Source organism: Mucilaginibacter angelicae, from assembly GCF_042434235.1.
GTDB classification, from domain to species: domain Bacteria; phylum Bacteroidota; class Bacteroidia; order Sphingobacteriales; family Sphingobacteriaceae; genus Mucilaginibacter; species Mucilaginibacter angelicae.
In genome coordinates this window covers 576167-589092 of sequence record NZ_JBHLTS010000004.1, presented here as the reverse complement: position 1 = coordinate 589092, position 12926 = coordinate 576167, and the positions used below count along the sequence as shown (strand labels likewise).

Annotated in this window: 8 protein-coding genes; all 8 read left to right on the top strand. The window is 44.0% G+C overall.

Annotated elements, in window-relative coordinates:
* Nucleotides 1-6 precede the first annotated feature (6 nt).
* Nucleotides 7-975 carry a discoidin domain-containing protein gene (locus ACFFGT_RS02400; protein ID WP_377020900.1) on the top strand — a complete coding sequence of 323 codons (969 nt, stop codon included), beginning with the start codon at nt 7-9 and terminating at the stop codon, nt 973-975.
* 347 nt (nt 976-1322) lie between these two features.
* Nucleotides 1323-3917, top strand: a complete 2595-nt coding sequence (locus ACFFGT_RS02395; RefSeq protein WP_377020899.1) for a galactose oxidase — start codon at nt 1323-1325, stop codon at nt 3915-3917.
* Between the two features lie 205 nt (nt 3918-4122).
* Complete coding sequence (locus ACFFGT_RS02390; RefSeq protein WP_377020898.1) at nt 4123-5376, top strand: glycoside hydrolase family 99 protein; 1254 nt, start codon at nt 4123-4125, stop codon at nt 5374-5376.
* Nucleotides 5377-5472: 96 nt separating this feature from the next.
* Nucleotides 5473-7224: an RICIN domain-containing protein gene (locus tag ACFFGT_RS02385; protein WP_377020897.1), complete on the top strand. Its 1752-nt coding sequence runs from the start codon at nt 5473-5475 to the stop codon at nt 7222-7224.
* A gap of 41 nt (nt 7225-7265) precedes the next feature.
* Entirely contained in the window at nt 7266-8792 is a 1527-nt protein-coding gene (locus tag ACFFGT_RS02380) for an RICIN domain-containing protein (protein ID WP_377020896.1), read from the top strand.
* A 144-nt stretch (nt 8793-8936) separates the two neighbouring features.
* Nucleotides 8937-10139 carry a PQQ-dependent sugar dehydrogenase gene (locus ACFFGT_RS02375; protein ID WP_377020895.1) on the top strand — a complete coding sequence of 401 codons (1203 nt, stop codon included), beginning with the start codon at nt 8937-8939 and terminating at the stop codon, nt 10137-10139.
* Nucleotides 10140-10418: 279 nt separating this feature from the next.
* Nucleotides 10419-11564 carry a TlpA family protein disulfide reductase gene (locus ACFFGT_RS02370; protein ID WP_377020894.1) on the top strand — a complete coding sequence of 382 codons (1146 nt, stop codon included), beginning with the start codon at nt 10419-10421 and terminating at the stop codon, nt 11562-11564.
* 186 nt (nt 11565-11750) lie between these two features.
* Nucleotides 11751-12689, top strand: a complete 939-nt coding sequence (locus ACFFGT_RS02365) for an AraC family transcriptional regulator (protein ID WP_377020893.1) — start codon at nt 11751-11753, stop codon at nt 12687-12689.
* Nucleotides 12690-12926 lie beyond the last annotated feature (237 nt).

The window sequence follows — 12926 nt, the reverse complement described above, 5'->3', positions numbered from 1 at the left end:
AACAAGATGATCAATAAAAAAATATATTGTTTGGCAGCTGCACTGGCCATACTTGGCGCTGCAGCATCATGTAAAAAGGCCATTGAAATTCCGGGAGGCTCAGAGTCGCGTTACAGCATGGTTTACTTACCGGCAGCAGCCACCAACTTAAATACCTATATTTTACGTATGACTGACTCGGTGCAGCAAATAGCCCTCGGCGCAACGCTGGGGGGTACCGGGCAAGCTGAAAAGGATATCCAGGTGCAATATCAGGTGGATCAGAAAATGGCTGACGCTTATAATGCGGCTAAAGGTACAACTTACCCTATTCTGCCGGCAGGCGCTTATGAAATGCCGGCAAGTACGGTAATACCAAAAGGACAGCTGAGTTCCCCGCTGGTACATATCAAGATCAATCCATCAAAAGGGTTGGAGCTTTTTAAACAATACCTGCTGCCTGTTACGATTCAAAGTATCAGTGATGGGGTGCAGTTAAATCAGAATCTGCGTACCGCCTATTATCTGGTTTCCGCGTCCTTAAACCTGAATGACTTTACGGAGTTCAGCAGGGATAAATGGACAATATTGTCCTACGATTCGCAGGAGCCCGCGGAAGGGCAGCCTAACGGTGGTCTGGCGCTGAATGCTATTGATAACAATACCGCATCATTCTGGCACAGCAAATGGAATGGCGGTGAAACGCCGATGCCGCACTGGCTGGCTGTCGATCTGGGTGAAACTAAAACGCTGCATGGCATTACGCTCATCGGCCGCCAATCGGACAATAAGGGAAAACCAAAGGATATCACAGTGGCTGTAAGTACCAACGGGACCGACTGGGAAGATGTCGGCCAGGTAACAGGAAAGGATACCAATGATAAACAGAAGTATTTTGTTACCACATTCCGTGAAGCGAGATATTTCCGGATAACCGTAACATCAGGCTACGGTGATACCCGGTATACGCACCTTGCCGAGCTTGGCGCGTTTTAAGCGCCGGTTTAAGTTGATTGATTGAAGAGGCTGCCATTACAAGGCAGCCTCTTCTTTTTGTAAATGAGGGTGATGTAAACAGGGTGGCGCATTTTTTTAATTTAATTATCTATTGATTAAGCTTAATTGAACAACATTAACTATTTTAGGTGATACAAAATTATAAACAACTGGGTGTTTCGGGGCTTAAGGTTTGTCAGTAATCTGATGGACGATCAGGTCTTCTAAAATTAATAAAGTATTTACCGGATTTTATAACGGGGCTTTATGCAGGTATTGTATCGATCCTGCCTGATACTCTTGTCCCTAATAACTGTGTAGATGATAACTCAGAGCAGGAGAATACTATGGTGAAACTTTACTTTTGGCGTTTTTTATCTGTAATATCGATATTGGTTTTTTTGGCGCCGGTCAGGCTTTTGGCGCAATCATATGGTTTGGGGTTTTACAGTCACGAGGTTGAACAGGATAAGCGCACCGGGCTTAATCTGAGTCCGTCCGGACCAATGTGTTTCAGCCGGAACTTCAGCGTTTCGTTTGATTTTAAATTTGTCCCCGGTTTGCGTACCTATTTCGGGTATATCCTGCGGATCGTGGAGGACGATAAACGTAATTTTGACTTTGTTTATGATAACGAGGCTGATACCTTCACGATGATAGTCGGAGAGGAGCTGACCTCTATCAAGTTCAGGATATCAAAGAACAGGTTACTTGATCAATGGAACAGGTTTACAATAACATTTGATCGGGATGCGGATGATATCTTACTTACTGCGGCGGGTAAGGAGTATAAACATCATATAGGCTTCACTAAAATCGGATGTTATAAGTTTTATTTCGGGGCCACTGCAGATAAAAATTTTGGCACGTCAGATGTGCCGCCAATGAAGCTCCGCGATATTAAGATAACCGAAGATGACAACCTGAAATATTACTGGCCTTTGAACGACAAAAGCGGTTTGCTTGCCCGCGAGGTGATCGGCGGAAAAAACGCGGCTGTTGTAAATCCGCTCTGGTTTAAAGCCGAACATTTTTACTGGAAGCAGCAGTATAGCCGAACCGTAAAAGGTCCCGCCAGCGCTGCGTTCGACGCAAAAAAAGAGCAGGTAGTTTTCCTGGCGAATGATTCGCTTTATACCTATGATGTTAAAACCGGGAAATTATCCGGTCGCGGTTACCAGGGTGCCGAATTGCCTTTAAACATCGGCAACCAATCCATAGTTGATCAGCGTAACGGCCGTTTATATAATTTTTACCCTGATGACGGCTTTTTTGCCGCTTATGATCATGTGAACGGCACTTTTAACAAACCTTTCAAAGCCGCCCCGATTACCGATTTTATCCAGATCAACAAGTTCATTTCACCTTTCGATTCATCACTTTATACACTTGGAGGATACGGTCATCACCAGTACCGCAACATGTTCAGGCGGTATAGACTTAATACCGGAACATGGGACACCATAAAAACGAAAGGTGATTTTTTTACCCCGCGATACCTCGCTGCATTGGGAACCACTGCGGGCGCAGATACCGCTTACATCTTGGGTGGGTACGGCAATACCAGCGGGCAGCAGATACTGAAGCCCAAAAGCCTGTACGATATGATGCAGTTTACTGTGAAAGATCACAAACTGAAGAAATTATTTGAGCTGAAGCCCAACGGGGAAGATTTCGTATTTGCCAATTCGCTTATTGTCGATAAAAAAACAAACAGCTATTATGCTGTCATCTTCCCTGAACTGAAATTTGATTCCAAATTACAATTAATCAAAGGTTCGCTGACAAATAATTCATATACCGCAGTGGGCAGTCAGATCCCTTTTCCGTTTAATGATATCCGTTCATTTGCCGATGTCTTTTACGCTCCTCAAAGTAATAAATTCATTGTAGTAACATTGCTGCGAAGTATGGACGATAAACGTTCGGACATAAAGATCCTTACACTGGCCGGCCCTCCGGAAACGGGCGAAGCGTCGGTAATCGTTGGCCGGCCGCAAAGATACCGGTTCTGGTTTTGGCTATGCGCGATCGTTGTTGCTATTCCCGGGCTGATATTTTTGATCGGGTGGGTTGGATGGCTTAAAAAAAGGATCAAACCGGTACCCTCTTCAAGGGTTGATCCGGTTCCTGATGTTCCTGCTACCCTGCCTGATGTTATTCCGCCACATAATTCAGTTGTCAGCAATTCGCAGTTTATCGTCGTTGATGAAAGTGTTTCGGCACCCGGCATTTACCTCTTCGGTGAACTGCAGCTGCTTGCCGCTAACGGGCAGGAAATCGTGTCTTCATTTACAAGGCTTACCAAAGAATTATTCATTTTCCTTTTTCTGCAGTCGGTAAGGTCAAACAGGGGCGTCAGTGCCGAAAAGCTTATCGAAACATTGTGGTTTGATAAAGATGAAAAGAGCGCGCGAAATAACCGGTCGGTAAATATGGCTAAATTAAAAAACGTCCTCGACCAGCTTGGCCCTTGTGTTATATCGCGCGAAACCGGGTACTATCGTATCGATACAGATTACACGAAGATCCATGTTGATTACTATAATTATCTGCAGATAGTACGCGACCAATCGGATCTCACCCGAGACAAGATCATCAGGCTGGCGGGTATTACGCAACGGGGAAAATTCCTGTCAAATTGTGAGTACGAGTGGCTTGATCAATCCAGGGCAGAAGTTACCGACGAAATTATTGACACCTACCTGAGGTATGTTCATCAGAACAGTATCGATAATGATCCGGAGTTTTTTATTAAAATAGCTAACTATATCTTCCTGCATGATACGGTTAATGAGGAAGCTATGCGTGTGAAATGCAAAGCCCTTGTATTCCTTGGTAAACATTCGCTGGCAAAAAGCACCTACGATAATTTCCGTAAGGAGTACAAAGGCATATACCAGGAAGATTTCAAGGAAGATTACGGTTCCGTGCTGGAGTAAAAATCTTTATATATTAGTATAATAAGTACCCGGTTGCCCTCATCTGCGCCGGGTATTTCTGTTTTACGCTTATTTTTTTGTGAATATTCCCTCCTGTTAGACAGCTGTTATTAATCTGTTAAGCCGCTCAGCTTTATTTGTCAGATATAAGCGCCATCCGTTATTTATTTTTTTAGCGGAGGCAATTGCAGTTTAACCAATTATTATGAGAAGAATTTTACTATGCCTGGCTTTGTCAGGTTGTTTGTTTGCCTGTTCAAAAAATGACGGCGGAAAAGTAAACCCCGGCGGCAAGGATACCACTCAAAAGCCCGTGGTTTCACCTGTCGGTGATGTTGTCGGAAAGGTGACCGCGGGTTACCAGGGATGGTTTTCGGCAACCGGTGACGGGTCGCCGCTGAATAGCTGGGGGCATATGAACCTGGAGTGCTGGCCTGATGTAAAAGATTATCCCGTAACCTATCAAACTGAATTTGGCAACCTGCAGAATGGTCAGCCCGCCAAAATGTTTTCATCGTATGATCAGTCCACGGTTAACCTCCATTTCAAATGGATGCAGCAATATGGTATAGATTGCGCCGCCCTGCAAAGGTTCAGCGGCGAATTGTCAAACGCCACATTAAAGAATCAGCGTGACGGTATGGCTCAAAAGGTGCGCAATGCCGCTGAAGCTGCCGGTCGCAAGTTCTATATTATGTACGATATATCGGGGCATAAAGAGATGCAGGCCACCCTTAAGGAAGACTGGATAAATACAATTACCGGCAAACTTGATCTGTTATCCTCGCCAGCATATGCCCGGCAGAACGGTAAGCCTGTCGTATGCATCTGGGGCATGGGTTATGTACAGCAGCCGGTACCGGGCGGCGGCGATCCGGTTGCATGCCTTGATTTGATCAACTGGTTCAAATCAAAAGGCTGTTATGTGATCGGTGGTGTGCCTATGGCCTGGCGGGCAGGTAACAACCAGTCCCGGGCCGATTTCTTTAGCGTTTATAAAGCATTTAATATGATATCCCCCTGGGCGGTAGGCGCGGAGGTAAACAGCACTTACGAACCCTGGATAAAAGGCGATAACGATTTTTGTGTAAAACAGGGTATTGATTATCAGCCGGTGGCTTATCCCGGTTTCTCATTCCACAACTCCAATTCCGGTTCCCGCCAAAATGAAATACCACGTGTGCATGGCGATTTTATGTGGAGCCAGGTGGCTACCATGAAACGCGTAGGGGCAAGAAGCCTTTACATGGCCATGTTTGATGAACTGAACGAAGGGACTGCCATATTTAAGGTCGCGCCGTCAGCCGCTGAGATACCTGCCGGCCGCTGGTACCTCACGCTTGATGCCGACGGAACGGCTACTTCATCTGACTTTTACCTGAGGCTTACCGGTGATGCAGGTAAGATGATAAAGGGAGAAATAGCTTACACTGAAAAACACCCTACATCGCATATGTAACGGTAATTTCTTAGTGTTTACTATGGTGCTTGCGGAAAGTGAGTTTTTACTTGTTGCCAAAAACAAATAAACCATATAAATCTATTTAAAACCCTTATGAGAAAGTTTGACCTTTTATGCCTTGCCGTGACCGTATTGGTTACCGGCTGTGCCAAAAAAGAACTGCTCGGGACCAATCCTGAGAGCAGTAGCAGTACAAAAAATGAACTGCGTTTAAAAGTGAACGGATCGCCGGCAGGTGATGTCGTCGGCAAGCTAACCGTTGGTTACCAGGGCTGGTTTGCCGCTCCGGGTGACGGCTCGCCCCAAAACAACTGGGTACACTGGGCAGGACATTCCACACCTGCCCCCGGCAACCAGGGCTTCGAACTATGGCCCGATGTGCGTGAGTACACCACTACTTTTCAAACAGGGTACGCGAACCTGGGCAACGGGCAGCCGGCCAAACTGTTTTCATCCTACACGACACAAACCGTTAACAAACATTTTGAGTGGATGCAAACCTACGGCATTGATTGTGCGGCGTTGCAACGCTTTGGCGGACCGACTTACGATGATGCGAGTATCAAAGCCCACAACGACGGTATGTCCCTGAAGGTAAAAACCGCTGCTGAAACGTACGGTCGCAAGTTTTATATCATGTATGATGTATCCGGCTGGCAGAATATGCAGTCGGTAATTAAAAGCGATTGGACAAATACTATTGTGGGAACGCTCAACCTGCTGTCGTCGCCTGCGTATGCGAAACAAAACGGGAAGCCGGTGGTGTGTATTTTCGGGATGGGCTACCTTTCAGCTCCGGTACCCGGCCCGGGTGATCCGACGGCCTGCCTTGATGTGATCAACTGGTTCAAATCGCAGGGTTGTTATGTAATAGGCAGTGTGCCCATGGACTGGCGCAATCCCAATAACGTTTTTTCACGGAATAATTTTGCAAGTGTTTATAATGCTTTTGATATGCTTGCGCCTTGGGCCGTAGGGGCCGAAGTAAATTCAACCTACCAGCCATGGATACAGGGTGATTACGATTATTGCGAAGCGCATGGGATCGATTATCAGCCTATTGCCTACCCTGGTTTTGCATGGTCAAACTGGAAAGGCGGAGCCCAAAATGCCATCCCGCGCATGCATGGAGACTTCATGTGGAGCCAGGCATCGGTAATGAAAACTGTGGGAGCCAAAAGCCTTTATATAGCCATGTTTGATGAATATGACGAGGGTACAGCCATCGCCAAGGCCGCAGAAAATGCGTCAATGAAACCTACCAATCAATATTTTCTTACGCTTGACGCAGATGGCGTTGCTGTATCGTCTGATTTTTATCTGCGGCTCGCACAGGATGCAGGGAAATTGATCAAAGGTCAGATCCCGCCGCAGGCCATTCACCCGACACCTCACATCATCGGCGGCGCGGGTCCGATTCCTAACGGGACTTATAAGATTGTCAATCGCAATAGTGGTCTGGCCGTGGATGCACAGGCCCAATTGACAGCAAACGGAACAGCTATAGACCAATGGACATACAACGGGGGCGGCAATCAAAAATGGGTGCTGACCAGCCTCGGCGGTAATATTTACAGTATAGTAGGTGTTCAGAGCAACCGCGCGCTTGATGTAACAGGACAATCTGTTGCAAACGGCGCGTTGATACAATTATATGATAATAATGGCGGCCCTAACCAAAAATGGGAGATAACGCCAACATCAGGTGGCTACTATACGGTTAAGGGTGTGCAAAGCGGTAAGGTACTGGATGTTCCTGCGCAATCAACGACTGCGGGTGTGCAACTGGATCAATGGCAAAGTGATGGGGGAACCAACCAGCAGTGGGCTTTCCAGGCCCCCTGAGTACAGTCGAATTTTTAAACTATTCACTATAAACGACAAACATGAAACTACGAACACTTTGCAGACTTTTAGTAACTGCTGCCATGTTGCCGCTCTTAAGCTGCGCCAAAAAAAACTTACCCGAACCTGCGGCCGAATCCGGACTTGAACCCGGAGTTAAAAACAGGAAAATGGAAGTGCAGGCTGCCAACGGATTGCTTGACGACACCAATATCAAGTACTTTGGCCGCTGGGATTTTAGTAACCCGGCGCAGTATGTAAGCAACTGGGGCGGGGCCTATATCAAGGTGAACTTTACAGGCACTACAGTTAAAATTAAGGTTGGGAATACCAATAACTATTTTGCCCGTATAGATGGCGGTGCCTGGGTTACCTATAATAACGTATCAGGTACGGTTAACCTGACCCCAACGCCCTTAAGCGCCGGAACGCACACACTGATCGTTGCTGAAGGGAAAGATTATGATTATGAGTTTAAGTTCGAAGGCCTTATACTCGATGCGGGGGCAGCAACAGCGGCGCCGTCAGTATCCAACTACCTTATCGAGTACATCGGCGATTCCATTACTGCGGGTTTTAAGGACTCACAGGCTAATGTGTCGGCCTATGGCTGGGTTTGCGCCGAAGGGCTGAATAGCGAACATACGCAGATAGCTTGGCCGGGCATCAAACTGATAAGCGGTACAAGTTCAAAAGGAATGGACTATCAATATCTGAGACTGAAAGGCAATTATAACGATCCCACGACGACCGCAACCTGGGATTTTACAAAATACACGCCGCAGATCGTAGTCGTGAATTTAGGTACAAACGATAATCCGGCTGAAACTTCAGATGCAGCTTTCCAGTCCGCTTATACATCGTTCCTGGCAACGATCAGAAGCAAATTTCCCAATGCGGAGATATTCGCTATGCGTACTTATGTAGGTGTTTGGGAAAATGCCACCCTTGCTGCAGTTAACGCGCGTATTACTGCGGGGGATAGTAAAGTTCATTTTGTAAATACCAGTGGCTGGCTTACTGCCAATACCAGTGATTACCTGCCGGGGGATAATACACACCCAAGCGAAAGCGGACACATCAAAGCCGGTAATCTTTTAAAATCAATTATTTCGCCTTATGCAGGAGGATCAGCGCTTATAGCAAATGGCACCTATAAAATAGTGAACCGTAACAGCGGCCTGGTGCTTGAGGCAACCGGTCAGGGTACCGGGAACGGCACTGCTATTGAGCAATGGTCTTACAACGGCGGCGACAATCAGAAATGGGTGGTTACCAATCTTGGCGGTAATACCTATAAAATAATCGGAGTCCAAAGCGGCAGGTCTCTTGATGTTAACGGACAATCGCTAATTGACGGTGCAGCCATCCAGTTATATGATTATAATGGTGGCGACAATCAAAAGTGGACTATTACGCCCACTACGGGCGGCTATGTCACTATAAGCGGGGTTCAGAGTGGAAAACTGGCCGAAGTTGAAGGGCAATCCACCGCTGCCGGAGCCCTTGTAAAACAATGGACAAGTAATGGCGGAACCAATCAGCAATGGATATTCCAGGCACCGTAATTTAAAACAACCGTATCTGTTTGTTTGCGGATAATCAGATCACAATAGAAAGACAATGCCTGCCAGCCCGCAGGCATTGTCCTTTCACTAAGCCTAATCTTATCATCACTAACCTTTTTGTATTTGAAAAAGATGACCAACTATATGTCAATAATTAATAAACCGATTTTGCTTTCGGTTATAAGCCTCAGCGCCTTAACATACCGGGTAAATGCGCAGTCGCTGCCTGCGGTAGAAACGCAGAAACCCAACAGCGAATATAAACCCGCTTTTGTCGGGCAAACCCGCATCGGCGGCGTCCGGACTAAAACAAAGTTAAATGTCACTGTGATCAATCACGAGCTTAAAGCCCCCTTTGCATTGCGCTGCCTTCCTGACGGGCGTTTCCTGATCACTGAGAAAGGCGGCAGTATGCGTATACTGAAAGCCGATGGAAGTTTTGATAAAAATATTGAAGGTCTGCCTGCAATCGCTACCGGCGGGCAGGGCGGTTTGCTGGATGTCAATTTCGATTCGTCCTTCACCAAAAACCGGACTTTATTCTGGGCTTATTCCGAACAGGTAGATGGCGGTTTTCAACTTGCCGTGGCTAAAGGCAGGTTATCCGCCGGTGATAACAAGCTTGAAAATGTTCAGGTGATCTACCATGCCAAACCTGCCTATAACGGTCATTCACAGTTTGGTTCACGGATTGTTTTTGATAAGCGGGGTAACCTCTTTGTAAGCACCGGTGAGCACGGGGCTGATGACATCCGTATGAAAGCACAGGACCTGGGCGCGGCTGTCGGCAAAGTTGTTCATATCACCCGGGAAGGTAAAGCTGTTCCTGGCGGTCCATTTGCAGGAAAGAGCGGTGTATTGCCTGAGATTTATGCCTATGGTCTGAGAAATCCTGAGGGCATGGCCACCAATCCTTTAACGGGTGAGTTATGGGAAGCTGAATTTGGTCCGCGCGGAGGCGATGAGATCAACATCATCCGGCCGGGAAAAAACTATGGCTGGCCCGTAGTAACTTATGGTATTGAGTATAGCGGCCAAAAGGTAGGAGATGGCATACAGCAAAAAGAGGGCGTAACGCAGCCAATATACTATTGGGACCCGAGTATATCTCCCTGCGGCATTATGTTTTATACTGGTAACCTGATCCCTGAATGGAAAAATAATTTGTTTGTAGGTGCGCTTGGCGGTTCGCATATTGCCCGCCTGGTGATCAAAAACAACAAAGTTGTGGCCGAAGAGCGCTTGCTGAAGGACAAGAATGAGCGCTGGCGTTCATTGGTTACCGGAAAAGATGGTGCATTGTACGGTGTCACAGATAACGGTAATTTATACAGAATAGGTAAATAGTCGTTTTTTTATGATTTTACTTTTTTGCCGGATTTAAAAAAGATATGCGATCCTGCTTTAAAAAAAGATGATCCGGAGCGAAGAAATCCTGGTATGTCACCTGAAGTTTTAGGGTCAATTACGGATGTGGAACCGATGTAAACAAGTATTGTCTTTGGTGTGCAGTACCTTCCCATCAAATCAGGACAAGTCTTCAAACGTATGCGTATAACGGACAGATTACTTAGATAATTGAGCAGGGTGTAAAATAAGCCTGCTCAATTACTCAATTCGTATAAGATGAAACTCAAAATGTTAGTTCTGTTTCAATTGATTTTTTTCTGGATTAACTGTAACTCCAGAAATGATCCAGGCCTGTTTATTGATCTTTCATCATTAAGGTTTGAGGGGTCAGTTAAAATTATATTATTAAAATTTAACCGTGATGGGGATTTTACACACGAATGGATAAAGGTTGATAGTATTACCACGAATGAGAAACGTGTAAACTGGGCCGTCAAATATGACCATCCGTTTCTGGCGCAGCTTTCTGTAATAGACAGCAAAAAGCATATCATCGGGTTTTTACCTTCTTTTATTTATTCTGAGTCCCATCTGAATATCGGTACAGATAAAAACATAAAGGTTTATAATAATAGTAGTCCATTCATTGCTGATGGCAGAGAAAACGAGCTTTATAATAAAAAGCAAGGCCTTTTCAAACGCCCCCATTTTAAAAATGATGAAGTTTATTATAATGCCATCAAAAACAATTACAAACCGGTAATTGATGACCCACAATTAATATCCCAGGTGAATGAATACGAAGAAAATGTTTTAGGAACAGTAAAGGAATACCATAATTATTACTTCACTGTACTTCAGCTAATGGACATAGCTGCATTTTTGAGTACAAATACGCTTGAAAAGTGTTATAACGAGTTAGATGCCAATTTGAGGCACACTATCGAAGGTCAACGTATTTCTAATTTTATTGACAACAATAAACTGTTATTTAATGGGAAAAATATCCCTCCTTTTGTTGTAAAAGACAAAAACGATAAAGAAATCAGTTCCGATAAGATCTTGAAGGGAAAATATCATTTTATAAACTTTTGGGCAAGTGGTTGTGCACCCTGCATAGACGAGATCAGAGATCTTAAATTAATGTATAATGGTTTGGACACAAATAAAATACAGATAGTTTCATTGAGTCTTAACAGCCATTTTGACGATTGGTTAAAAGCTTCAGATATAGTAAAAATAAACTGGCCGAGCTATGTACAAGCTAATAACGGGAATCAAAGCTTAATGAAGATATTCTCTTTAGGATATATTCCTCAAAGTATTCTCATAAATGAACAAGGTGTTATCGTAAACCACAATTTAAATATGCATCAATTAAGTTCATTTATAAAGAGCAATCGGATGCTGGTGACAAATTAAATGCGTGCATTCAGGTCACCACAGGCATGCGCACTTTTCAATTTTACCGGGGCAAAGCCATTTCGAAATGACCTGACAGACCTTAGGCAATAATGACGGCTTAATCAAATAATCAGGTTTATCAAAGCTATTATCAGTCTGCCTTAATGGACAATGGCATCCATATAAACGAAACCTTATCACAAAATGAAAAAAAAAACAATGTATGATAATACATATGCTGAAAATAAAGTTCTAACGATTGACTTGACAAAAGATCGGTCTGCTAATTTTCTGAGCGATTATCATCATTTATTTCAATTAATTATAAATCAAATTGGCTTTGTAGCAAATGGTATAGGGCACAGTCAGAACGCAGAAGATGACAGTAAAGATCACGTTCTTGTTTATTGTTTAGAAGGGAAGGGCAATTGCACTTTTGATAATAAAACTTATAAAGTAAAAGCTAATCAATATTTTATCTTGCCCGCGATGACCGTCAACAGGCGATATTGGGCTGACCCTGTTCAACCTTGGACAATTTATTGGATAAATTTTCAGGGTCACAAGATTGATCAATTTAACGAATTGTTACAATTGGACATCTACTCCGGGCCTGTAAGTATTCCATTCAACGAAAAGGGTATTGAGATTTGGCATTCTATATATGATATACTGAAGCAAGGTACGAATTTGGGAAATCTATGCAACTCAAATTTTCGCTTATATAATTTTCTCGCCACGTTTCTGTTTCCTGAAGATAAAAAAATAAAATCTGAAGCGAATGATCGGAATTTAGCAAATCACACTATTAAGCAAATGCTAAACAGTCTAAGTAAAAAAATATTTGTTGGCGACATGGCAAAACAGCAAAACTTGTCAGTGTCCAGATTTTCAAAATTATTTAAACAGGCTACGGGCATGGCTCCCAATGAATATTTTATTTATTTGAGAATGCAAAAAGCATGCGAGCTTTTGGATGATGAGGAAACGCGAATTAAAGAGGTTGCCATCAATCTGGGGTATAATGATCCTTTATATTTTTCAAAATTATTTAAAAGGCATATTGGATTATCTCCTGAGAATTATCGCCTTGCAGCCAAACTGGGTTCGATTGCTGATGATAGTTTAAAATCTACAGGATAAGAACTTATTGCATTAAATGAAATAAATATTTGGTGCGATTTGAATGCCGTGATTTCTGCGAGCGAATAGTCTATCTTGTGAACTAGCAAGCGGTGATCGTATACTATTTTTTGTCTCTCAGCGAACTATTGATCAAATGAAGTGCTAGAAAGTTTCTTGTTGCTATAAGCTTTTATCTATTGAGTTAAGGAATTCGGAATTATAAAACCTTAATCTCTTTATTGATTTTGATCATTC

What these genes read in the sequence shown, in the direction of transcription:
- ACFFGT_RS02400 (WP_377020900.1), top strand. Translation starts at nt 7, where the DNA reads ATGATCAATAAAAAAATATATTGTTTGGCAGCTGCACTGGCCATACTT.
- ACFFGT_RS02395 (WP_377020899.1), top strand. Translation starts at nt 1,323, where the DNA reads ATGGTGAAACTTTACTTTTGGCGTTTTTTATCTGTAATATCGATATTG.
- ACFFGT_RS02390 (WP_377020898.1), top strand. Translation starts at nt 4,123, where the DNA reads ATGAGAAGAATTTTACTATGCCTGGCTTTGTCAGGTTGTTTGTTTGCC.
- ACFFGT_RS02385 (WP_377020897.1), top strand. Translation starts at nt 5,473, where the DNA reads ATGAGAAAGTTTGACCTTTTATGCCTTGCCGTGACCGTATTGGTTACC.
- ACFFGT_RS02380 (WP_377020896.1), top strand. Translation starts at nt 7,266, where the DNA reads ATGAAACTACGAACACTTTGCAGACTTTTAGTAACTGCTGCCATGTTG.
- ACFFGT_RS02375 (WP_377020895.1), top strand. Translation starts at nt 8,937, where the DNA reads ATGTCAATAATTAATAAACCGATTTTGCTTTCGGTTATAAGCCTCAGC.
- ACFFGT_RS02370 (WP_377020894.1), top strand. Translation starts at nt 10,419, where the DNA reads ATGAAACTCAAAATGTTAGTTCTGTTTCAATTGATTTTTTTCTGGATT.
- ACFFGT_RS02365 (WP_377020893.1), top strand. Translation starts at nt 11,751, where the DNA reads ATGAAAAAAAAAACAATGTATGATAATACATATGCTGAAAATAAAGTT.